Here is a 21,976-nt window from a genome sequence, read left to right on the forward strand (position 1 = left end):
AAAAGGTGACTTCTTAGGATCAGCAAGCGGAGCGGTAGTATTAACAGCATTAATCGTATTTCTTTCAAGCGTATTAGTATAATAGAAGTTTTGTAATAAAAATAAGAGAAGGGAGAATGAAAATTATGAACAACGAGCAAGTATTAAACGTAACAAAAGGTGACTTCTTAGGATCAGCAAGCGGAGCGGTAGTATTAACAGCATTAATCGTATTTCTATCAAGCGTATTAGTATAATAGAAGTTTTGTAAAAAAAGATAAATGAAGGGAGAATGAAAGATATGAAAGAGCAAGTATTACAAGTAACAAAAGGTGATTTCTTAGGATCAGCAAGCGGAGCAGTAGTATTAACAGCATTAATCGTATTTCTATCAAGCGTATTAGTATAATAAAAGTTTTAAATTGTACAAAATGAAAGGAGAATGAGGAATATGAACAGTGAACAAGTGTTACAAGTAACAAAAACAGATTTATTAGGATCATTAGGCGGAGCGGTAATATTAACATCATTTATTCTATTCCTTGCAAATATATTAGTATGAAAAATATAAATACAATCATTCAAAAAAAATAAAGACTCTAACATATTAGTAAGTAGTTAATATGTTGGAGTCTTTTTTGTTTTCCTCTCATATATACCTTCAAGTATTAATATTTTCCCCTTACTTTAAAGAGAAAAAAGTCGAATTTTATATGTAAGAAAAAAAGAGGAATTTGACAGAAAAGATAGAAAATTTTAAAGGTCGGAAATTGTTAGCTTGCTAACTAATTTCTATTAATTGATGTTGGAAGCGTTTTCGGTTGGTTTTAAGTATGGACCATTTAATCTATTTACAGGGGGATGAAGATATTATGAAACAAAAATCTATGGATACGCTAGCTGCACAAATGGAGGACTTTTTTCCGGTACGTGATGTAGATCATTTGGAATTTTACGTAGGGAATGCAAAGCAATCAAGTTATTATCTTGCGAGAGCGTTTGGATTCAAAATTGTAGCTTATTCTGGATTAGAAACAGGAAACCGTGAAAAGGTATCTTATGTTCTTGTGCAAAAAAATATGCGTTTTGTTGTGTCTGGAGCTTTAAGTAGCGATAGTCGTATTGCAGAGTTTGTAAAGACTCATGGTGATGGAGTGAAGGATGTGGCTTTACTTGTTGATGATGTTGATAAAGCCTACTCTGAAGCTGTAAAACGTGGCGCTGTTGCGATTGCTCCTCCTGAAGAGTTAACAGATGAGGAAGGTACCTTGAAGAAAGCGGTTATTGGTACGTATGGTGATACAATTCATACGCTTGTAGAGCGTAAAAATTATAAAGGAACATTCATGCCAGGATTCCAAAAGGTTGAATTTAATATTCCATTTGAAGAGTCTGGTTTAATTGCTGTAGACCATGTAGTTGGTAACGTTGAGAAAATGGAAGAATGGGTTAGTTATTATGAGAACGTCATGGGATTTAAACAAATGATCCATTTCGACGATGATGATATTAGTACAGAGTATTCGGCATTAATGTCAAAAGTTATGACGAATGGAAGTCGTATTAAGTTTCCGATTAATGAACCAGCGGATGGAAAAAGAAAATCACAAATTCAAGAATATCTAGAGTTCTATAACGGAGCAGGTGTACAGCATCTCGCTTTATTAACAAGTGATATTGTAAAAACAATTGAAGTACTTCGTGCAAATGGCGTGGAGTTTTTAGATACGCCAGATACGTATTACGATGAGTTAACAGCACGTGTTGGAAAAATTGATGAAGAAATTGATAGATTAAAAGAATTGAAGATTCTAGTAGACCGTGACGAAGAAGGTTATTTATTACAAATCTTTACGAAACCAATTGTAGATCGTCCAACTCTATTTATTGAAATCATCCAACGTAAAGGTTCTCGTGGATTTGGCGAAGGGAACTTTAAAGCGTTATTCGAATCAATTGAAAGAGAACAAGAGCGTCGCGGAAATTTATAAAATTTGTATCCACCAGCAAGAGTTCCTTTGTTGGTGGAAATTTCATTTTCATAGGGAGGAATCACGATGAAATTTGTTACATTTCGTCTCCCATCGAAAGAAATGCGAGCTGGATGGCTTGAAGGTGACAAAGTAATCGATATGAATCTTGCAAGTAATGGACAATTACCTTCTTCTATGTTCGCCTTTTTAGAGAAAGCAGATGAGTATGTAGAAGTATTGCGTAATATTAAGAATCCTGAAAAGGGTATATATTCCTTAGAGGAAGTTCAATTAGCAGCGGCAATTCCTAATCCGAGTAGCATTCGAGATTTTTATGCATTTGAGCAGCATGTAAAAACAGCTCGCGGACGAAGAGGGCTAGATGTTGTACCTGAATGGTATGATATCCCGGTTTTTTATTTTACGAACCACCGTGCTGTTATTGGACCAGATGATTTTGTTATTGGTCCGAAGAAGTCTAAAAAGCTTGATTATGAGTTAGAGATTGCTTGCGTAATTGGGAAAGAAGGACGAAACATTTCTCGTGAACGAGCAGAGGAATATATTTTTGGTTACTGCATTATGAACGACTGGAGTGCAAGGGACTTACAAGCAACAGAAATGAAAGTGGGACTCGGTCCAGCGAAAGGAAAAGATTTTGCAACTTCATTAGGAGCGTATCTCGTTACGAAAGAGGAATTAGACGTTTATCGTAATGGTGATCGTTATGATTTAGAGATGACTGCTCATGTAAATGGGCAACTGTTATCAAAAGGGAATTTCCAAGATATTTATTATGCATTCTCTGAAATGATTGAACGTGCTTCGGAAGATGTTACGTTATATCCAGGGGATGTTATCGGGTCTGGTACAGTGGGAACGGGCTGTATTTTGGAGCTTGGTACGGAAGAGTGGCTGCAAGATGGAGATGTTGTAGAGCTGTCGATTACGGGTTTAGGTACGTTACGTAATACGGTCAAAAAAGAAATGGAAGCAGGTGATGGGCATGTTTTATCGTCACATGGGGGAGCTACCTCATAAACGACATGTACAATTTCGTAAAAAAGATGGATCGCTTTATCGTGAGCAGGTAATGGGGACAAAAGGTTTCTCTGGTACCCAGTCTATTTTGTATCATCATTATATGCCAACAGAAGTAGGGCATGCGGCATTATCGCATTCTTGTCAGTTACAGTATGAAGAGGATGTTACTCTTGCTCATCGCCACTTCCGTACGAAAGAAAATAAAAAAACTGGTGATGCAGTAAGCGGAAGAAACTTTATGCTTGGGAATGAGGATTTATTAATTGGAGTAGTGAGTCCAACAGAAAAAATGGATTATTTTTACCGTAATGGTGATGGCGATGAAATGTTATTTGTTCATTATGGAACAGGAAAAATTGAAACGATGTTTGGAACGATTCACTATAGAAAAGGTGATTATGTAACAATTCCAATTGGAACGATTTATCGTGTTATTCCAGATGAGGGAGAGACTAAGTTTCTTGTTGTAGAGGCAAATAGCCAAATTACAACACCAAGTCGCTATCGCAATGAATATGGGCAATTGTTAGAACATAGTCCGTTTTGTGAAAGAGATATGCGTGGACCGGAGAAATTGGAGACATATGATGAAAAAGGTGAGTTTGTCGTAATGACAAAGTCGAGAGGTTATATGCACAAGCATGTGTTAGGGCACCATCCGTTAGATGTTGTTGGATGGGATGGGTATTTATATCCGTGGGTCTTTAATGTGGAGGATTTTGAACCAATTACAGGTCGTATTCATCAGCCACCACCAGTACATCAAACATTCGAAGGGCATAATTTCGTCATTTGCTCTTTCGTACCGCGTTTATACGATTATCATCCAGAATCTATTCCGGCACCATATTATCATAGTAATGTGAATAGTGATGAGGTACTGTACTATGTAGAAGGTAATTTTATGAGCCGAAAAGGTGTAGAAGAAGGTTCAATTACGCTTCATCCAAGCGGGATCCCGCATGGGCCACATCCAGGGAAAACAGAAGCGAGTATAGGGAAGAAAGAGACACTTGAACTGGCTGTTATGATAGATACATTCCGTCCGCTTCGTATTGTAAAACAAGCACATGAGACGGAAGATGAAAAATATATGTATAGCTGGATTGAAGAGGGTTCATATACTGCGAAATAAGTAAAAAGAGGCATGCTCACTACGGGAGCATGCCTCTTTTATGGAATCGACATGTATAATAATACCAAAAAAAGTTATGAAAATATATATAGATATGATTGTCTGAATCTTTTTATCAAAAGGATGATAAGAGTATAGTATGTATCTCGATAGTTTTCTGTTTATTTCGACAAAAGTATTGACTAAAAAACATGCCGTGGGTAAAATGAAAAAAATAAATTAAATTTTCAGAAAACTAAAATCATGGAGGAGCACAGTATGAAGCAAATTTTTCAAAAGAAGCCAATTTCAACGTTACTGCAAGAAAGTAAACAAAAGACATTATCGAGAACGTTAGGGGCACTTGATTTAACAATGCTTGGAATCGGAGCAATTGTTGGAACTGGTATTTTTGTTCTTACTGGCGTTGTAGCAGCGAAACATTCTGGACCAGCTATTATATTATCATTTGCTATAGCTGCATTAGCTTGTGCCTTTGCTGCATTTTGTTACGCTGAATTTGCTTCTTCAGTTCCTGTCTCAGGGAGTGTTTACACGTACACGTATGCGACGATGGGAGAAGTATTTGCCTTCTTAATTGGATGGGATTTAATGCTCGAGTATTTATTAGCCACATCTGCTGTAGCCAATGGATGGTCAGCGTATTTTCAATCGTTATTAAAGGGATTTGGGATTCATATTCCGACCATTCTCTCCTCGGCCCCTGGTACTGGAAAGGGTGGAATAATTGATTTACCTGCAGTTCTAATTATTCTAGTTATGACGGTTCTTTTATCTAGAGGTGTTCGTGAAAGTGCACGTGTAAATAATATAATGGTATTTATTAAACTAGCAGTTGTTCTCATTTTTATCTTCGCCGGATTTAATTATGTAAAACCTGAAAATTGGACACCTTTTATGCCATTTGGGTTAGATGGTGTAATGGCTGGAGCAGCTACAGTTTTCTTCGCATTCATTGGATTTGATGCTGTATCAACAGCCGCAGAAGAAGTGAAGCGCCCACAACGCGATTTGCCGATTGGAATTATTGCATCGTTACTAGTTTGTACGGTTCTTTACATTGTTGTTTCACTTATTTTGACAGGGATTGTTCCATACGGTCAGTTGAATATATCAGATCCAGTTGCTTTCGCACTTCAATTTATTGGACAAGATAGTTTGGCGGGAGTGATATCAGTAGGAGCAATTACAGGAATTACAACTGTAATGCTAGTTATGATGTATGGGCAAGTTCGTGTTTCATATGCAATGAGCAGAGATGGATTGTTACCGAAGCGTCTTGCTAAAGTTCATCCGAAATTTAAAACACCATTTTTAAATACATGGACAACAGGTATTATTGCAGCACTTATTTCAGGATTAATAGATTTAAATGTTTTAGCACATCTTGTAAATATGGGAACTTTGTCAGCATTTGCACTTGTAGCTGTTGCTGTCATTGTGATGAGACGAACTCATCCTGATTTGCCAAGGGCGTTTAAGGCGCCGCTCGTACCATTTTTACCAGCATTAACAGTTATCTTTTGCTTATATTTGATGCTTCAATTATCAGCGGCAGCTTGGATTAGTTTTGGTGTTTGGATGGTTATCGGTATAGTAGTTTATTTCGCCTATAGTAGAAAGCGTAGTGTTTTAAATAATAGTAAAAAAGAAGAAGATGTAGCAAATTTATAAATGGAAAAATCCATTCTAATTCTGTTAGGATGGATTTTTATTTTGAAAATTTACATTTTTCTGAATGTATTATAAGATAATTGTTGGCGAACTAAAGGGGTGAAAATGTGAAAAATACATGGCGTGAGTTAAGAGAGATGGATCGTAACGTATGGATTCGATTTATCGGTGAGACATTGAACGGAATTGCGATGATGATGTTAATGCCTTTTTTTGCACTATATTTAAAAGATAAGGTAGATTCTTTATTACAAGTTGGAATCATTATGGCGCTTTCTCCAATAGCTGCAAGCTTTGGCTCGCTTATAGGCGGAAGAATAGCTGATATATATGGAAGAAAGCCAATTATGATATTTTCAATGGCGAGTAATGCGTTATTAATGCTCGGTTTTTTATTTATCGAAGGATTTATTCCATACGCTATTTTATCTATTTTTTTAGGGTTAAGTAATTCTTTATTTCATCCAGCAGCATCAGCGATGGTTGCAGATGTGACGGCGCCAGAAAAAAGAACAGAAGCATATGGTTTATTGCGAATGGGACACAATATTGGTGCTGCAATTGGACCGATAATGGGAGCATCAGTAGTTGTTTTATCAAAGAACCTCGTGTTTATTATTGCTTCATCCGCTATGTTGTTTTATGCGCTACTAGTGTTAGTACTTATTAAAGAAACAATGCCAAAAATTACGGATATGACGGAAAAAAGTAAAGAGCAGGAATCCGGAGCAGTTTGGAAAATTTTAATGAGAGATAAGGCGTTAATGATTTATTTGTTAGCGGGGATCATTATTTCTATGGGGTTTTCTCAAACAGAAGGCATGTTACCGCTTCACTTTGATAACGAAATGAAGGATATTTTTGGAGTCAACAATCCATACCCATATTTAATGGCATTAAATGGTCTATTAGTTGTTTTATTTCAATTTCAAATTTCAAAATGGGCGACAGATAAACCTGTTGGAAAGACGATGTTATACGGTGCGTGTTTGTTCGGAATTGGTTTGTTTTTTATAGGATGGTTACCGAAGTGGTTTGGAGAATATGATACAAATGCTACAATTATTTTAATGACGTTAATGTTTGTTTATGCCATATATACGTTAGGCGAGATGATTATGTCGCCTGTACAGATGACGTTTGTAGCGAATTTGGCCCCTGAGCATTTGAGAGGAACCTATATGGGGGCGGCGAGTTTGCAGTGGATTACAGGAAGTGCATTCGGTCCACTTCTTGGTGGTTTTTTATTGGATCGTTTGCTTGGTCACTACTTATTTACAATTTTAAGTGTAGGGTGTGTAGTTGCAGGCTTTGTATATGTTTCTTTAGATCGTCTTGTTGAGCAGAGGCAAAAAGATACGCCTACAAAACAGTCTTCTTAATAAAATGAAACTTTAATCAGTGTTTTTTCATTCTCCACAAATGGTAGGGTAATATAGATGACATACACACAAAGTGGATTTCTACATATTTTAGGTACATAACTAGATTAGATAGCAATTTTGCTCTAAAGTTTAATTTTATTTAGCTGTGTAGAAATTAAAGAGAAAAAGTGTAGAAAACCAATAAGTGGTGTCTTTTAATTATTTGTGGAAGTTACATTTTATTTCAAATAGGAACTACCTATTTTTATAAAAAGTGCTAAAATAGAAAAATGAAAACAATTGGTTAGGGTGATTTCAGTGACAAAAATTAAATTAGGTTTATTATACGGTGGAAAATCAGCTGAGCATCAAGTTTCGTTACAAACGGCTCTTGCTGCTATTAAAGCATTAAATCAAGATAAATTCGAGATTCATCCAATTTATATTACAGAACAAGGCCAATGGATGCGTGGAGAGCGTATTGAAGGCGAAGTAACAAATGTTGAGGCATTACAAATGAGTGGGGAAGAGAATACAATTTCTCCTGTATCATTAAGTACAGAAATTATCCCAACGGCAACTTATAAACAAGAAGATGCAATTGATGTTATTTTCCCATTATTACATGGACCGAATGGCGAAGATGGAACAGTACAAGGGTTATTAGAATTACTAAACATTCCATATGTAGGTAACGGTGTATTAGCATCATCTGCTGGTATGGATAAAGTTGTTATGAAAAATATCTTTGCAGAAGCTGGATTGAAACAAGCGAAATATGCATCTTTCATTCGTAGTGCATGGGAAAAAGATCGTGAAACAGCGTATGAAAAAGTAGAAGAAGTATTAGGATATCCTTGCTTCGTAAAACCAGCAAACCTTGGTTCAAGTGTTGGTATTAATAAGTGTAATGATCGTGAAGAGCTTGAGAATGCATTCGAAGAGGCATTCCAATTTGACCGTAAAATTATTGTAGAAGAAAATATTGTAGGTCGTGAAGTAGAAGTTGGTGTATTAGGTAATGATGAGCCGAAATGTTCAGTTGTAGGTGAAATTGTACCGAAAAAAGATTTTTATGATTACAAATCGAAATACATCGATGGTGATACAGCGTTAATTATTCCAGCTGAAATGACAGAGGAAGAGTCTAATGTAATTAAGCGAGATGCAATTATCGCATTCCAATCATTAGATGGTTCGGGCTTAACACGAGCTGATTTCTTCTTAACGAAAGATGGAGAAGTATATATTAACGAAGTAAACACAATGCCAGGATTCACGCCGTTTAGTATGTTCCCTCTATTATGGCAACATACAGGGTTACCGTATCCGGAATTAATTGAAGAGCTAATTCGCTTAGCGATTGAGCGTCACGAAGAAAAACAAAAAATTAAATATACAATCTAACAAAAAGGAGGAAGCACTATTCGAAGGAATAGTGCTTCCTCTATGTAAGGAGTGTTTTCATGATAAATCGAACGTTAAAACAAGTAGAGCAGATGATAAATGGTACTGGATTAGCAGAGCGGTATGAGGGAATTACTATACAAGGAGTGTCTATTGATACGAGGAAAATTGAAAATGGAAATTTATATGTTCCAATTCAAGGTGAACGTTTCGATGGACATGCTTTTGTAGACAAAGCTGTTGAAAATGGGGCGATTGCTACATTATGGATGAAAGATGTAGAAAACCCACCTGAAAATCTTCCGGTTATTTTTGTAGAAGATACACTAGCAGCATTGCAAATGTTAGCGAAAAACTATCGTGATCAATTGGATGTAAAAGTTATTGGTGTAACGGGTAGTAATGGTAAAACATCTACGAAAGATATTGTAACAAGTATTCTTGCGACTAAATTTAAAGTTCAAAAAACAGAAGGTAATTTCAACAACCACATCGGTTTACCTCTTACTATTTTAAATTTAGAGGAAAATACAGAAGTAGCTGTATTAGAAATGGGCATGTCAAGCCGAGGAGAAATTGAATTTCTATCTAAGTTAGCTCGTCCTAATGCAGCTATTATCACGAACATTGGTGAGGCGCACTTAATGGATTTAGGCTCTCGTGAGGCGATTGCTGAAGCAAAGTTAGAAATTGTTACAGGTTTACAAAAGGGTGGCGTGTTCGTATATAATGGAGATGAGCCGCTATTAACGAATCGTGTTCCAGAAATGAATTTAGCAGCTGAAACAGTTACATTTGGTGATGCGAGAGCAAATGATTACTATCCAACTACTGTAACATTGCAGGCTACTGGGACACACTTTAAGATGAACAGGGATGAAACTTTGTCATTCTATTTGCCAGTACTAGGAAAGCATAATGTATATAATACGCTTGCTTCAATGGCAATTGCAAAACATTTTGGTGTAACGTGGGAAGAAATGAAACAAGGTTTAGTAACACTTCAAATGACAGGTATGCGTATGGAAATTGTAAAAACAGATAGTGGTTTAACAATTATCAATGATGCTTATAATGCTAGTCCAACAGCTATGGAAGCTGCGTTCCACCTAATGAATGGTTTAGATGGATTTGCTAAAAAAATTGTTGTGCTTGGTGATATGTTAGAACTTGGAAATCAAGAAGTGCAATTTCATTATGAAGTAGGTAAATTAATTGATCCAGCAAAAATTTCATATGTATTCACATATGGTAAATTAGGGGCTCAAATTGCTGAAGGTGCAAAAATTAATTTCCCTAAAGACCGTGTAAAAGCGTATGATAGTAAAGAAGAGTTAATAAAAGAGTTGCAAGCAGTAGTCGGTACGAAAGATGTTGTATTAGTAAAAGCATCTCGCGGCATGAAATTAGAAGAAGTAATTACGATGTTGAAATAATTGGTGTATATAAATAGGGATGATAGCCACGAAAATAGTGGAAACTTATAATAAGCGCTTACAGTAAACGATAAAAAAATAAAAGTAAAGAAAAAAGCTCTGAATATGAAATAAGGTAACAGTTGGGGTTTGCTTTTTACACCTACAAAACTTATAATTGATAAAGTGTAATAACGTTTAGAAGTATTTTCGTGAAGAATATACGCCCGGTTATATACGTAAGTATTCAGGAAAATGGCTTTTCCGCAAGTTCGGAAAACGCCTTTTTTTAAATGATAAGTATAGGATAGAAAAGGAGAAGTAACATTGACAACATTTCGAGAACTAGGATTAAGTGAGTCTTTACTACAATCTGTTGAAAGTATGGGCTTTGAAGAGGCTACGCCGATTCAAGCTGAAACAATTCCACATGCATTGCAAGGTAAGGATATTATTGGGCAAGCGCAAACAGGTACAGGGAAAACAGCAGCATTCGGATTACCACTATTAGATAAAGTGGATACAAATAAAGAAGCAGTTCAAGGTATTGTTATCGCGCCAACGCGTGAATTAGCAATTCAAGTTGGAGAAGAGCTATACAAAATTGGTAAACATAAACGTGTTCGTATTCTACCAATTTATGGTGGTCAAGATATTAACCGCCAAATTCGTGCTCTAAAAAAACACCCACACATTATTGTAGGTACGCCGGGTCGTATTTTAGATCATATCAACCGTAAAACACTTCGCTTACAAAACGTAGAGACTGTTGTTCTTGACGAAGCGGATGAAATGTTAAACATGGGCTTCATTGAAGATATTGAAGCGATTTTAACAGATGTGCCAGAAACACATCAAACATTATTATTCTCAGCGACAATGCCAGATCCAATCCGTCGTATTGCTGAGCGTTTCATGACTGAGCCTCAACACATTAAAGTAAAAGCAAAAGAAGTAACAATGCCAAACATTCAGCAGTTCTATTTAGAAGTGCAAGAAAAGAAAAAGTTTGACGTGTTAACACGCTTACTAGATATTCAATCTCCAGAGCTTGCAATCATATTCGGTCGTACAAAGCGTCGTGTTGATGAATTATCAGAAGCATTAAACTTACGTGGTTATGCAGCAGAAGGTATTCACGGTGACTTAACACAAGCGAAGCGTATGTCTGTATTACGTAAATTTAAAGAAGGTACTATTGAAGTTCTTGTTGCAACAGACGTTGCTGCACGTGGTCTTGATATTTCAGGCGTAACACACGTATACAACTTCGATATCCCACAAGATCCAGAATCATACGTTCACCGTATCGGTCGTACTGGTCGTGCTGGTAAAAAAGGTATTGCAATGTTATTTGTAACACCACGTGAATCAGGACAATTAAAAAATATCGAGCGTACAACAAAACGTAAGGTTGATCGTATGGACGCACCGACACTTGACGAGGCGTTAGAAGGTCAACAACGTTTAATCGCTGAAAAACTTCAAAGCACAATTGAAAATGATAACTTATCATACTACAAGCGTATTGCAGAAGAAATGTTAGAAGAGAATGATTCTGTAACAGTAGTAGCTGCTGCTTTAAAAATGATGACAAAAGAGCCGGATACAACTCCGATCGCTTTAACATCAGAACCACCAGTTGTTTCAAGAGGTGGCGGTGGCGGTTCTAAAAAACGCGGTGGTAACGGAAGTGGATACCGTGATGGTAACCGTAATCGTAGTCGTGATGGACGCGGCGGTGGCGATGGTCGTAACCGTGATCGCAATCGTGATGGACGTGGAAGCGGAAGTGGCGATGGTCGTAACCGTGATCGTAATCGTGATGGCGGTAGCCGTGATGCTGGTAGCCGTGATGGTAACCGTGGTCGTAAAGGTGAAGGTCGCCCTGGATCTTCAAATGGACGCGGCGAAAGAAAACATCATAGCCGTCCACAAGCTTAATAAAAAAGAGAATGCCCTTTGCTGGCATTCTCTTTTTTTATTTCTGTAATTGTGCATACTACATAGTAACTCGTATAGAAATGAGGTGCTATATGCTTGTAAGACTTGGGTATGTTGCGATGAGTGTACATTTGAAGAATGCTTCTCCATCTCAAACGATGACATATGCACAGTTTCAGCGGATTGATGATCGAGAGGCTGCAATTCGTAAACTTGAAAGAATCGCTAATTCGAATTTGGAAAATTGCTTACGGTTATTAAAACATAATAAAGGGCATGATATATCTTTCTTTCGACTTAGTTCCAAGCTTATTCCTTTAGCGAATCATGAGGAGTTGTTAGATTGGAACTATATTCGTCCGTTAAAAGAAAATCTGAAAGAATTAGGTGAATATGCAATTCGTATGAATATGCGAATTGACTTCCATCCAGATCACTTTGTTGTACTAAATTCACCTGAGGAGAGTATTTTCAAACAATCTGTAAAGACATTGCAGATGCACAAAAAATTGTTAAAGGGTATGGGAATTGAACATAAGCAACGATGTGTATTACATGTGGGAGGAGGTTATAAAGATAAGGAGCTTGCATTAGAACGCTTTATAGAAAATTGGTCAACTGTTCCAAGAGGTATTCAAGAGATGATTATATTAGAAAATGATGACACGACCTTTTCTTTAGAAGAAACATTGTATTTAGGTGAGAAATTAGACATTCCAGTCGTGTTTGATTTGCACCATCATATGATGAATAATGACCAGGAAGATTGGCATGAAGATTGGGCGCGTGTTGTACATACGTGGGAATCGTCTTTGTTACCAGTTAAAATGCACATCTCCAGTCCTAGAGATGGAAAGAACCCGAGAGCACATGCAGATTTTATTGATGTAGATACTTTCTTATCTTTTTTGAAAAAGATAAAGGGGAGTGTTCCGCGAATTGATTGTATGATTGAGGCGAAGAAAAAGGACGAGTCTTTATTTCAACTAATGAGAGAGTTAAGTAAACAAACAGATGTGGAAATTATCGATGGTGCGAGCTTCTATGTTAAATAAGCTCTGCGCCATCGTTTTTTTTTGTCCCGCTATTTGCCGGGCAGTAAGACTCCCGCCTCAAAATTCGGCGAATGCGAGGGAGTTAGGTGGGAGCCGGGCTGCCCGTAAAAGCCCGATTGGTGCGGGCTAATAATCAGTGGGGGATGGAAAATATCCCCACTGATTAAAGTTTCACTTTATTAAAAAAGGGGTGCACATGCCGCCGATTATTAAGCCGGTTAAATGGCTTATAGGATTGGCAGAGGGATTAAAGAAAGTAAATAGTAGTAATATAAGTATCATTATTGAAAAAATAGCGATGTCTCTTGGTTTTGAAGAACGATATCGACTATACAATAAAAATAATTGGGCGCCTAGTAATCCGAAAATACCACCAGATGCTCCGGCGTGAATATATTCAAGAGGCATAATAATATAAGAAGAAATATTCCCGAGAATGCCAGAAAGGAAAAAAATAATGATGAAAGAAAAGTGTCCTAGTTGTTTTTCGATAGAAGAACCAAATACAAATAAACAAATACTATTAGAAAGGAAATGTTGTAAGTCTACGTGTACAAGTAAGGAAGTTATGACACGCCACCATTCTCCTTTAGCGATATATTCATTGTAGGCTGCCAGGTGAAAGAGGGAAAAGTCGCTCAATATAATCATGACTAATTGTATAAGAAGTAAAGAAATGATAATCGGTTGTAAGGAAATGCGAGTGGATGGTATTAGCATGTTGTTAGTATCACTCCTTTTGCATCAGAAAGATTCTCTGTTATTCTTACAATATGAATGAAGAAAGCTAAATAGAAGAAGGGGATTTTGAAATGATTATAGGGATTGGAATCGATATTATTGAGTTAAATCGAATTGAAAAAATGCTAGATGGAAAGCTTAAATTTATGGAACGTGTTTTAACTGAAAGAGAACGTAGTGTTGCCGAGGGGCTGAAAGGAAGTCGTCTTACAGAATTCGTAGCTGGAAGATTTGCAGCAAAAGAGGCGTATTCTAAAGCGGTAGGGACCGGTATCGGGAAAGAAGTGAGTTTTTTAGATATTGAAGTAAGGAATGATGATAGAGGTAAGCCGATTATCATTACAAATACAGAGCATATTGTTCATTTATCAATTAGTCATAGTAAAGAATTTGCCGTTGCTCAAGTTGTTTTGGAAAGCTCGTCACGCTAGTCTGCATATTTTATATCTTTGTCTCATATATTTGAGGTAGCGATAAGGAAGGCATATCTTCCATTCATTTATAGGGGCAAAGGGGCTGAAGTGATGAAAAGGCGTCTGTTTTTAGTTCTTGTCGGTTTATTGACCGTTTTTGTGTTGGCGGGTTGTATGGAAAAGAAACAAGAAGATGTTGTGAGAGATTTAGAAACGAAAGTTAAAGGTATGAAGAGTTATCAAGCTGAAGCGAAATTATCTATTAAAACAGGAAATGAACCTCAAGAGTACAATGTAGAAATTTGGCATAAAGAACCTTCGTATTATCGTGTGAATTTGCAGAATGCGAAAAAGGATCAGAGTCAAATTATTTTAAGGAATGATGAAGGTGTATTTGTATTAACACCGGCACTTAATAAGAGTTTCCGTTTTCAAAGTGATTGGCCGCAAAATAGTAGCCAGGCTTATTTATATGAATCACTTGTAAGAGATATTTTGCAAGATAAGAAAAATCTCTCTTTCGAGAAAACAGATAAGTATTATGTGTTTAAAACAAAAACAAATTATCAACATCAAAATATGTTGCCGAAACAAGAGATTAAGCTGAATAAAAGTGATTTAACACCAGTTTCTGTGAAACTGATGGATAATGATCAAAATGTCCTTGTAAAAGTAGATTTCACTAAAGTAAAATTTGATGCAAAGTTTGATAAAGGTGCATTTGATACGAAACAAAATATGTCTAGAGCACAAGTGGATGTTCAGACGGCAGCGAAAGAAGACAAACCGTTTGCTATTTTGTATCCACGTGATACACCGCAAGGTATGACTTTGAAAGAGGAAGAAGAGTTGAAGACAGACAGTGGCAAGCGTGCAATACTCACATACACTGGAAGTAAGAAATCCTTTACTTTAATACAAGAAAAGTCAAAAGTTGCAGAGGCCTCATCGGCGGTAAGTGTAAGTGGAGAGCCGGTTGATCTTGGTTTCACGATTGGTGCATTGACGAAAGACTCTGTAACGTGGTCACATAACGGAGTAGAATATATGCTCGTGTCTAAAGGTTTAGAGCCGAATGAGTTGTTGATGGTTGCTCGTTCGGTTACAGCGAAGCAGGTGAAGTAAACTTCTTAGACGTGGTGATATATGTGCACCACGTCTTTTCTTAGTTTGAAGGTGGATTTCATAAAAGAAGCATATAAAAGAATAAGCTTCGCATATCGTGTATAAGGAAGTGTATTTATGGAAGAAGCACCGTTTTACCGTGACACTTGGGTGGAAGTGGATTTAGATGCGATCTATAACAATGTTACGCATATTAAAGAGTTCATTCCAAGTGATGTAGAAATTTTTGCTGTAGTTAAAGCGAATGCATATGGGCACGATTATGTACCAGTGGCTAAAACCGCATTAGAAGCAGGGGCAACAAGATTAGCAGTTGCTTTTTTAGATGAAGCTTTAGTGCTTCGGAGGGCTGGTATTACTGCACCGATTTTAGTATTAGGTCCTTCCCCTCCTCGTGATGTAAATGTTGCTGCTGAAAATGATGTAGCATTAACTGTTTTTCAAAAAGAATGGGTAGAAGACGCGATAAAGCTCTGGGATGGTTCATCAATAATGAAATTCCATATTAATTTTGATAGTGGTATGGGGAGAATTGGAATACGCGAACGCAAAGAATTAAAGGGGTTCTTAAAGAGTTTAGAAGGCGCGCCATTTTTAGAGTTAGAAGGAGTATATACACATTTTGCAACATCCGATGAGGTTGAGACTTCTTACTTTGATAAGCAATATAATACGTTCTTGCAGCAGTTAAGTTGGTTGAAAGAATTTGGAGTGAACCCTAAATTTGTCCATACAGCCAATAGTGCTGCAACGTTAAGATTTCAAGGGATTACATTTAATGCAGTGCGAATTGGTATTGCGATGTATGGACTATCCCCATCTGTAGAAATACGTCCTTTTTTACCGTTTAAATTGGAACCAGCGTTGTCACTTCATACGAAAGTTGCTCATATTAAGCAAGTGATTAAAGGGGATGGGATTAGTTATAATGTCACATACCGAACGAGAACCGAAGAATGGATTGCGACAGTTGCGATTGGGTATGCAGATGGCTGGCTTAGAAGATTGCAAGGGTTTAAGGTACTTGTAAACGGTGAAAGAGTACCGATTGTAGGGCGAGTGACAATGGATCAATTCATGATACATCTTCCTTGTGAAGTGCCACTTGGTACGAAAGTTACACTCATTGGGAGACAAGGTGATGAGTATATTAGTGCTACCGAGGTTGCTGAATATTCCGGGACTATTAATTATGAAATTATTGCAACGATAAGCTTCCGTGTACCGAGAATATTTATACGACACGGTAAAGTTGTAGAAGTAATCAATTATTTGAACGATATATAGAAGGAGGTATTATTACTCAGCATCTCGTCATTTGGAGGAGTTTCACTAATAAAGAATAGGCTCTTTTTCGCTGGGGAGCTTCTTTTTATACTTGTTATTAATATAAGTTGCAATGAAATATTACTGAAGGATTGCTTTATTTCTTGTTTGAAAGAGATAAAAAGTAAAAGAAGATGAATGTTTTATTTATGAATTGGAAAACATAAGCAAGGAATAAGGAAGTCTTTGCAACAGGCTCCATACAATGGTATTATTACAATAGGTGTCATATATATATTTGGGTGTGTAGTTGACGGTGGAGGTGTATTTTTGTGTCCGAATCAAGTGTAACTACTGAAATCGTGGTTCGGTTGCCAAAGCAAATGGTAACGGAATTGGACGGAATTGGAAAACAAGAGAATAAGAATCGCCATGAACTAATTTGCCAGGCAACACAACTGTTATTGCGTCAACATAAGACGAAGAAACGCTACCAACATGAATCAATGCGACGTGGGTACATTGAAATGGGAAAAATTAATCTTGGTATTGCATCTGAAGCTTTCTTAGCAGAGTATGAAGCAGCTCATACAGTAGAACGCTTAGTTAGCGGGGGGTAATATTTTGATTGTAAAACGCGGCGACGTGTATTTTGCAGACCTTTCCCCAGTTGTTGGTTCTGAGCAAGGAGGCGTTCGTCCGGTTCTTGTCATTCAAAATGACATCGGAAATCGTTTTAGTCCGACTGTGATTGTAGCGGCTATTACTGCACAGATTCAAAAAGCGAAATTACCCACTCATGTGGAAATTGATGCGAAAAAGTACGGTTTTGAGAGGGATTCTGTTATTTTACTTGAGCAGATTCGAACAATCGATAAGCAACGCTTAACGGACAAAATCACTCATTTGGATGAAGTGATGATGAGTCGTGTAGATGAAGCGTTACAAATTAGTTTAGGACTAATAGATTTTTAAATCGGCAGTTTAAGTTGCTCTCTTTACAGGGCAACTTTTTTTTATTATAGAGGAGGTTACGGTTGGATATGGAAATGGTAGATAATCGACAAGGGTTAATGAAAATGTTAGTGAAAGAATTAGGCTTTACAGAAAAGCAAGTTCGTCATGTTATTCAATTAACAGAAGAAGGTAACACAGTTCCATTTATCGCTCGTTACCGAAAAGAATGGACAGGGTCTCTTGATGAGGTGCAAATTCGTGCAATCTTAGAAAGATGGCAATATATGATGCAACTAGAAGATAGGAAAGAAGAGGTTCTTCGTCTTATTGGTGAAAAGGGTAAACTAACCGAGGAGTTGCGTCGTCATATTGTTGCTGCAACAAAACTTCAAGAAGTAGAAGACTTATATCGTCCATATAAAGAAAAAAGAAGAACGAAAGCTACAATTGCTAAAGAAAAGGGATTAGAACCGTTAGCTGAGTGGCTATTATTATATAAAAAAGAAAATCCAGCAGAGAAGGCTATGGAATTTGTTAATGCAGAAAAGGAAGTGGCGTCTGCAGAAGATGCGTTGCAAGGTGCGCAGGATATTATTGCGGAACTTGTTTCGGATAATGCGGCATATCGTAGTTGGATTCGCAATACTACTTTTCGAAAAGGGATTATGTCTTCATCTGTAAAAGATAAAGAAAAAGATGAAAAGAATATATATGAAATGTATTATGGCTATGAAGAACCGTTGCAAAAAGTAGTGCCGCATCGTGTACTAGCTATGAATCGTGGTGAAAAGGAAGACGTATTAAGAGTTTCTGTTATCACGCCAATTGAAGAAATTCTTCAGTTTTTACATAAAAAAATGATTCTTGATGAAGCTTCTAAAAGTGCACATTATGTACAATTAGCGATGGAAGATGGATATAAGCGATTAATTCAACCTTCAATAGAAAGAGAAATTCGTAAAGAATTAATGGAAACGGCCGAAGAACAAGCGATTCATATTTTCTCTGAGAATTTACGTAATTTATTATTACAACCTCCGATGAAAGGGAAAGTTGTGTTAGCGGTAGATCCAGCATATAGAACCGGTTGTAAATTAGCTGTAGTAGATGATACAGGGAAAGTTCTTCACATAGATGTTATTTATCCGCATCCGCCTGCTCGTAAATATGAGGATGCAAAAACGAAAATCATTTCAATTATAGATAAATATGAAGTTGAAATGATAGCGATTGGAAATGGTACAGCTTCGAGGGAAACGGAAGAATTTATAGTAGATGTATTACAAAATGTAGAGCGAGATGTATTTTACATTATTGTAAATGAAGCGGGTGCTAGTGTGTACTCAGCATCTGATGTAGCTCGCGAGGAGTTTCCAAATTTACAGGTTGAAGAAAGAAGTGCTGTTTCAATTGGGAGACGTCTACAAGATCCGCTTGCAGAGCTTGTGAAAATTGACCCTAAATCTGTTGGAGTGGGGCAATATCAACATGATGTATCTCAAAAGAGATTAAATGAATCATTAACATTTGTAGTAGAGACGGCAGTTAACCGAGTTGGTGTTAATGTAAATACAGCTTCAGTTGCATTGTTGCAATATGTTTCGGGATTATCAAAAACAGTTGCGAAAAATATTGTAGCTAAGCGTGAGGAAGATGGGAAATTCACGAAGCGTACTGAATTAAAGAAAATCCCACGTTTAGGTGCAAAAACATATGAACAATGTGTCGGGTTTTTACGTATATTAGAAGGAGCGAATCCGTTAGATCGCACAGGGATTCATCCAGAACAATATAAAAATGTTGAATTGCTATTGAAGAGCTTAGGGTTATCAAAGAATGATGTGGGGAAACCAAACTTGCAAAAGAGTTTCGAAGGAGTAGATATTTCTAAATTATCTCAAGAGACGGAGATTGGTGAGCCGACATTAGTTGATATTATGGATGCTTTAATTAGCCCGGAGCGAGATATGAGGGATGAGTTGCCAAAGCCACTTCTGAAAAAAGGGATTTTAAAATTAGAAGATTTAAAGCGTGGTATGGAATTAGAGGGAACGATCCGCAATGTTGTTGATTTCGGTGCCTTTGTTGATATTGGTGTGAAGCAAGATGGTTTAGTACATATTTCTAAACTAAGCAAACAATTTGTAAAGCATCCATTAGATATTGTATCCGTGGGACAAATTGTAAAGGTATGGGTAGATGATATTGATACGAAAAAAGGTCGTGTTGCATTATCAATGTTACCGATTGAATAGTAAGAAAAGAGAGCAGATGAAACTGCTCTTTTTTTATGAACTGGAAAGTTTAATTGATTATGAGCTTTGATGTATTTTACTATAATAAAACCAGCATTCATTTAGTAACTTGATTTGATACCGGTTTTTCTCAAAATATGCACGTTGCATTTGCTTCTTTAGCCACGTGGGCATAGGAATCCCTCCTTGTTTAATCCTGCTCTCAAAAAAAGTAGCTCCTTTTAGTTAAAGTAACTTTGATGAGAGGTTGGTGAGTGGATTTCTAGCAATGCTGCATTTTTAGAAATCACGCTTCTTGAATGAGGATGGGTATATGTACTATTTACTATATGTATAAGAAGGGAGAAAAGTGTGGAAATATTTTTTAGTTTAGGAGGAATGAGAATGGATGAGCAAGAAATTCAGCGGTTAGTGGAAGAGGTATCGTTACAATGCTTTGGAATGCCGTTTTTACATAAAGCGATGTTTAATAGTAGGTTACGTACAACTGGTGGGCGCTATCTATTGAAGAATCATAATATAGAATTGAATTATCGATATTACGAAGTATATGGAAAAGAAGAGTTAGTCGGGATTGTTAAACATGAACTTTGTCATTATCACTTACATATCACAGGAAAAGGGTATAAGCATCGAGATAGAGATTTTCGTGAGTTATTAAAGAAAGTAGGTGCACCACGTTTTTGTAAACGAATGATTAGTGAGGAGGAAACGAAAGTTTTTATGTATGAATGTATGGGGTGTTCTTTTCAATATGTAAGAAGACGTCAAATAAATACACAAAGATATGTATGTGGAAAGTGTAAAGGACAACTAAAACTGGTAGTGAAAACATCTTGACAGTGAAAACGCAATCCAGTATATTATAAACATGTCACGTTTGCGCAAGATGTTGTGAAAAAACTTCTTGACTTACGATGAGAATTTTTATAAGATACAAATTGTCTTCATTATTCCGCAGTAGCTCAGTGGTAGAGCTATCGGCTGTTAACCGATCGGTCGTAGGTTCGAGTCCTACCTGCGGAGCCATATACAGAGAAGTACCCAAGTGGCTCAAGGGGCTCCCCTGCTAAGGGAGTAGATCGCTAACGCGGTGCGAGGGTTCGAATCCCTTCTTCTCTGCCATACATATTGGCCCGTTGGTCAAGTGGTTAAGACACCGCCCTTTCACGGCGGTAACACGGGTTCGAATCCCGTACGGGTCACCACTTCGGAGGATTAGCTCAGCTGGGAGAGCACCTGCCTTACAAGCAGGGGGTCGGCGGTTCGATCCCGTCATCCTCCACCATATAAATTATATAAATAATATTATCGCGGGGTGGAGCAGTACGGTAGCTCGTCGGGCTCATAACCCGAAGGTCGCAGGTTCAAATCCTGTCCCCGCAACCAAATGGTCCCGTGGTGTAGTGGTTAACATGCCTGCCTGTCACGCAGGAGATCGCCGGTTCGACCCCGGTCGGGACCGCCATTTTAACTTCTGCTATATAGCAGTTGTTTTTTATTGGACATTATGGTAAAATAACATTTGTCTTTGAAAAGAAGATAACTATTTCGATGGGCTATAGCCAAGCGGTAAGGCAACGGACTTTGACTCCGTCATGCGCTGGTTCGAATCCAGCTAGCCCAGCCATTTACGAGCCATTAGCTCAGTTGGTAGAGCATCTGACTTTTAATCAGAGGGTCGAAGGTTCGAATCCTTCATGGCTCACTTTTGTTTTTTCCGCGCGGTCGTGGCGGAACGGCAGACGCGCTAGGTTGAGGGCCTAGTGGGGGAAACCCCGTGGAGGTTCAAGTCCTCTCGGCCGCATCAAAAAATCTTTTAAAAAGTACTTGCATTTGAAAATGTAGTATGGTAAGATAATTGAGTCGCCAAAATACAACGACGAAAAAACATCATGAATAAGCGCCCGTAGCTCAATTGGATAGAGCGTTTGACTACGGATCAAGAGGTTAGGGGTTCGACTCCTCTCGGGCGCGCCATAACGGGAAGTGGCTCAGCTTGGTAGAGCACCTGGTTTGGGACCAGGGGGTCGCAGGTTCAAATCCTGTCTTCCCGACCACGCGGGTGTAGTTTAGTGGTAAAACAAGAGCCTTCCAAGCTCTGGTCGAGAGTTCGATTCTCTTCACCCGCTTTTAGTTCTTTGAAAACTGAACGAAACAAACAACGTGAACGTCAATTTTTATTTTTAGATGCTAGACAAACTAACTTTATTGGAGAGTTTGATCCTG

Annotated in this window: 21 protein-coding genes, 12 tRNA genes and 1 pseudogene (1 of these 34 running past the window's edge); 32 read left to right on the plus strand and 2 right to left on the minus strand. The window is 37.5% G+C overall.

From position 1 onward, the window contains the following. The 13 genes and pseudogenes from DET63_RS30855 to uvsE all read left to right on the plus strand — a co-directional run. Positions 1-82: pseudogene (locus DET63_RS30855) on the plus strand (DUF3948 family protein) (it extends 134 nt beyond the left edge of the window). Positions 83-125: 43 nt separating this feature from the next. Next, positions 126-236: a DUF3948 family protein gene (locus tag DET63_RS26515; protein ID WP_001058532.1), complete on the plus strand. Its 111-nt coding sequence runs from the start codon at positions 126-128 to the stop codon at positions 234-236. Positions 237-271: 35 nt separating this feature from the next. Next, positions 272-388, plus strand: coding sequence for a DUF3948 family protein (locus DET63_RS26520; protein ID WP_002029425.1), 117 nt, complete (start codon positions 272-274; stop codon positions 386-388). Between the two features lie 42 nt (positions 389-430). After that, a complete protein-coding gene (locus DET63_RS26525) occupies positions 431-541 on the plus strand; it encodes a DUF3948 family protein (protein WP_001083697.1) in 111 nt (36 codons plus the stop codon). A 310-nt stretch (positions 542-851) separates the two neighbouring features. Beyond that, complete coding sequence (gene hppD / locus DET63_RS26530) at positions 852-1,970, plus strand: 4-hydroxyphenylpyruvate dioxygenase (RefSeq protein ID WP_002140158.1); 1,119 nt, start codon at positions 852-854, stop codon at positions 1,968-1,970. Positions 1,971-2,036: 66 nt separating this feature from the next. Further along, positions 2,037-2,993, plus strand: a complete 957-nt coding sequence (locus DET63_RS26535; RefSeq protein WP_113938345.1) for a fumarylacetoacetate hydrolase family protein — start codon at positions 2,037-2,039, stop codon at positions 2,991-2,993. Then, positions 2,959-4,131 carry a homogentisate 1,2-dioxygenase gene (locus DET63_RS26540; RefSeq protein WP_113938346.1) on the plus strand — a complete coding sequence of 391 codons (1,173 nt, stop codon included), beginning with the start codon at positions 2,959-2,961 and terminating at the stop codon, positions 4,129-4,131. Before DET63_RS26535 ends, DET63_RS26540 begins: the two co-directional genes overlap by 35 nt. Positions 4,132-4,389: 258 nt before the next feature. Continuing rightward, positions 4,390-5,805 carry a branched-chain amino acid transporter BcaP gene (bcaP, locus tag DET63_RS26545; RefSeq protein WP_113938347.1) on the plus strand — a complete coding sequence of 472 codons (1,416 nt, stop codon included), beginning with the start codon at positions 4,390-4,392 and terminating at the stop codon, positions 5,803-5,805. A 107-nt stretch (positions 5,806-5,912) separates the two neighbouring features. Further along, on the plus strand, positions 5,913-7,187 hold the full coding sequence (locus DET63_RS26550) for an MDR family MFS transporter (RefSeq protein WP_002009960.1): 1,275 nt from the start codon (positions 5,913-5,915) through the stop codon (positions 7,185-7,187). Positions 7,188-7,487: 300 nt separating this feature from the next. Next, positions 7,488-8,576, plus strand: coding sequence for a D-alanine--D-alanine ligase (locus DET63_RS26555; protein WP_113938348.1), 1,089 nt, complete (start codon positions 7,488-7,490; stop codon positions 8,574-8,576). A gap of 59 nt (positions 8,577-8,635) precedes the next feature. Beyond that, positions 8,636-10,012 (plus strand): UDP-N-acetylmuramoyl-tripeptide--D-alanyl-D-alanine ligase, encoded by a 1,377-nt coding sequence (murF, locus tag DET63_RS26560; RefSeq protein WP_113710262.1) that lies wholly within the window; start codon positions 8,636-8,638, stop codon positions 10,010-10,012. Between the two features lie 306 nt (positions 10,013-10,318). After that, positions 10,319-11,935 carry a degradosome RNA helicase CshA gene (gene cshA, locus DET63_RS26565; protein ID WP_002063522.1) on the plus strand — a complete coding sequence of 539 codons (1,617 nt, stop codon included), beginning with the start codon at positions 10,319-10,321 and terminating at the stop codon, positions 11,933-11,935. A 92-nt stretch (positions 11,936-12,027) separates the two neighbouring features. Then, complete coding sequence (gene uvsE, locus DET63_RS26570; protein ID WP_113938349.1) at positions 12,028-12,990, plus strand: UV DNA damage repair endonuclease UvsE; 963 nt, start codon at positions 12,028-12,030, stop codon at positions 12,988-12,990. A gap of 171 nt (positions 12,991-13,161) precedes the next feature. Here uvsE and DET63_RS26575 read toward each other — a convergent pair whose 3' ends face one another. Then, positions 13,162-13,710: a rhomboid family intramembrane serine protease gene (locus tag DET63_RS26575; protein ID WP_002139859.1), complete on the minus strand. Its 549-nt coding sequence runs from the start codon at positions 13,708-13,710 to the stop codon at positions 13,162-13,164. Between the two features lie 92 nt (positions 13,711-13,802). On the opposite strand from DET63_RS26575, the gene acpS reads away from it, so the two are divergent. The 6 genes from acpS to DET63_RS26605 all read left to right on the plus strand — a co-directional run bounded on the left by acpS (position 13,803) and on the right by DET63_RS26605 (position 19,747). Beyond that, complete coding sequence (acpS, locus tag DET63_RS26580; RefSeq protein WP_113938350.1) at positions 13,803-14,162, plus strand: holo-ACP synthase; 360 nt, start codon at positions 13,803-13,805, stop codon at positions 14,160-14,162. 156 nt (positions 14,163-14,318) lie between these two features. Beyond that, on the plus strand, positions 14,319-15,269 hold the full coding sequence (locus tag DET63_RS26585) for a LolA family protein (protein WP_113938354.1): 951 nt from the start codon (positions 14,319-14,321) through the stop codon (positions 15,267-15,269). 117 nt (positions 15,270-15,386) lie between these two features. Further along, a complete protein-coding gene (gene alr, locus DET63_RS26590) occupies positions 15,387-16,556 on the plus strand; it encodes an alanine racemase (protein ID WP_002009971.1) in 1,170 nt (389 codons plus the stop codon). Positions 16,557-16,867: 311 nt separating this feature from the next. Then, on the plus strand, positions 16,868-17,155 hold the full coding sequence (locus tag DET63_RS26595; protein WP_000004570.1) for an antitoxin EndoAI: 288 nt from the start codon (positions 16,868-16,870) through the stop codon (positions 17,153-17,155). 4 nt (positions 17,156-17,159) lie between these two features. After that, positions 17,160-17,510: a type II toxin-antitoxin system endoribonuclease NdoA gene (gene ndoA / locus DET63_RS26600; protein WP_000635965.1), complete on the plus strand. Its 351-nt coding sequence runs from the start codon at positions 17,160-17,162 to the stop codon at positions 17,508-17,510. Between the two features lie 68 nt (positions 17,511-17,578). Continuing rightward, positions 17,579-19,747 carry a Tex family protein gene (locus DET63_RS26605; RefSeq protein WP_113938355.1) on the plus strand — a complete coding sequence of 723 codons (2,169 nt, stop codon included), beginning with the start codon at positions 17,579-17,581 and terminating at the stop codon, positions 19,745-19,747. 57 nt (positions 19,748-19,804) lie between these two features. On the opposite strand, the gene cmpA is transcribed toward DET63_RS26605, so the two are convergent. After that, positions 19,805-19,921 carry a cortex morphogenetic protein CmpA gene (cmpA, locus tag DET63_RS26610; protein ID WP_001143642.1) on the minus strand — a complete coding sequence of 39 codons (117 nt, stop codon included), beginning with the start codon at positions 19,919-19,921 and terminating at the stop codon, positions 19,805-19,807. Between the two features lie 210 nt (positions 19,922-20,131). Between cmpA and DET63_RS26615 the strand changes: the two genes are divergently transcribed. The 13 genes from DET63_RS26615 (at position 20,132) to DET63_RS26675 (ending at position 21,879) form a co-directional block, all read left to right on the plus strand. Beyond that, positions 20,132-20,587, plus strand: coding sequence for a SprT family protein (locus tag DET63_RS26615; protein ID WP_113938351.1), 456 nt, complete (start codon positions 20,132-20,134; stop codon positions 20,585-20,587). A gap of 114 nt (positions 20,588-20,701) precedes the next feature. Continuing rightward, positions 20,702-20,776: transfer RNA gene (locus DET63_RS26620), tRNA-Asn, on the plus strand. A 5-nt stretch (positions 20,777-20,781) separates the two neighbouring features. Next, positions 20,782-20,872, plus strand: a tRNA-Ser gene (locus DET63_RS26625). A gap of 8 nt (positions 20,873-20,880) precedes the next feature. Further along, a tRNA-Glu gene (locus tag DET63_RS26630) sits at positions 20,881-20,955 on the plus strand. A 4-nt stretch (positions 20,956-20,959) separates the two neighbouring features. Further along, a tRNA-Val gene (locus tag DET63_RS26635) sits at positions 20,960-21,035 on the plus strand. Between the two features lie 24 nt (positions 21,036-21,059). Beyond that, positions 21,060-21,136 (plus strand) — tRNA-Met (locus tag DET63_RS26640). 3 nt (positions 21,137-21,139) lie between these two features. Further along, positions 21,140-21,215, plus strand: a tRNA-Asp gene (locus DET63_RS26645). Positions 21,216-21,302: 87 nt separating this feature from the next. After that, a tRNA-Gln gene (locus DET63_RS26650) sits at positions 21,303-21,377 on the plus strand. Positions 21,378-21,382: 5 nt separating this feature from the next. Continuing rightward, a tRNA-Lys gene (locus tag DET63_RS26655) sits at positions 21,383-21,455 on the plus strand. A gap of 16 nt (positions 21,456-21,471) precedes the next feature. Further along, positions 21,472-21,554: transfer RNA gene (locus DET63_RS26660), tRNA-Leu, on the plus strand. Positions 21,555-21,650: 96 nt separating this feature from the next. Next, positions 21,651-21,727: transfer RNA gene (locus DET63_RS26665), tRNA-Arg, on the plus strand. Positions 21,728-21,730: 3 nt separating this feature from the next. Continuing rightward, positions 21,731-21,807, plus strand: a tRNA-Pro gene (locus DET63_RS26670). A 1-nt stretch (position 21,808) separates the two neighbouring features. After that, a tRNA-Gly gene (locus tag DET63_RS26675) sits at positions 21,809-21,879 on the plus strand. The last annotated feature ends 97 nt before the right edge of the window (positions 21,880-21,976 follow it).

This window comes from Bacillus sp. DB-2 (assembly GCF_003315125.1).
Taxonomy (GTDB): Bacteria; Bacillota; Bacilli; order Bacillales; family Bacillaceae_G; genus Bacillus_A; species Bacillus_A mycoides.

What these genes read in the sequence shown, in the direction of transcription:
- DET63_RS26615 (WP_113938351.1), top strand. Translation starts at nt 20,132, where the DNA reads ATGGATGAGCAAGAAATTCAGCGGTTAGTGGAAGAGGTATCGTTACAA.
- DET63_RS26575 (WP_002139859.1), bottom strand. Translation starts at nt 13,710, where the DNA reads ATGCTAATACCATCCACTCGCATTTCCTTACAACCGATTATCATTTCT.
- DET63_RS26585 (WP_113938354.1), top strand. Translation starts at nt 14,319, where the DNA reads ATGGAAAAGAAACAAGAAGATGTTGTGAGAGATTTAGAAACGAAAGTT.
- DET63_RS26605 (WP_113938355.1), top strand. Translation starts at nt 17,579, where the DNA reads ATGGAAATGGTAGATAATCGACAAGGGTTAATGAAAATGTTAGTGAAA.
- DET63_RS26515 (WP_001058532.1), top strand. Translation starts at nt 126, where the DNA reads ATGAACAACGAGCAAGTATTAAACGTAACAAAAGGTGACTTCTTAGGA.
- acpS (WP_113938350.1), top strand. Translation starts at nt 13,803, where the DNA reads ATGATTATAGGGATTGGAATCGATATTATTGAGTTAAATCGAATTGAA.
- DET63_RS26535 (WP_113938345.1), top strand. Translation starts at nt 2,037, where the DNA reads ATGAAATTTGTTACATTTCGTCTCCCATCGAAAGAAATGCGAGCTGGA.
- alr (WP_002009971.1), top strand. Translation starts at nt 15,387, where the DNA reads ATGGAAGAAGCACCGTTTTACCGTGACACTTGGGTGGAAGTGGATTTA.
- cmpA (WP_001143642.1), bottom strand. Translation starts at nt 19,921, where the DNA reads ATGCCCACGTGGCTAAAGAAGCAAATGCAACGTGCATATTTTGAGAAA.
- hppD (WP_002140158.1), top strand. Translation starts at nt 852, where the DNA reads ATGAAACAAAAATCTATGGATACGCTAGCTGCACAAATGGAGGACTTT.
- DET63_RS26525 (WP_001083697.1), top strand. Translation starts at nt 431, where the DNA reads ATGAACAGTGAACAAGTGTTACAAGTAACAAAAACAGATTTATTAGGA.
- uvsE (WP_113938349.1), top strand. Translation starts at nt 12,028, where the DNA reads ATGCTTGTAAGACTTGGGTATGTTGCGATGAGTGTACATTTGAAGAAT.
- bcaP (WP_113938347.1), top strand. Translation starts at nt 4,390, where the DNA reads ATGAAGCAAATTTTTCAAAAGAAGCCAATTTCAACGTTACTGCAAGAA.
- murF (WP_113710262.1), top strand. Translation starts at nt 8,636, where the DNA reads ATGATAAATCGAACGTTAAAACAAGTAGAGCAGATGATAAATGGTACT.
- DET63_RS26540 (WP_113938346.1), top strand. Translation starts at nt 2,959, where the DNA reads ATGTTTTATCGTCACATGGGGGAGCTACCTCATAAACGACATGTACAA.
- DET63_RS26520 (WP_002029425.1), top strand. Translation starts at nt 272, where the DNA reads ATGAAAGATATGAAAGAGCAAGTATTACAAGTAACAAAAGGTGATTTC.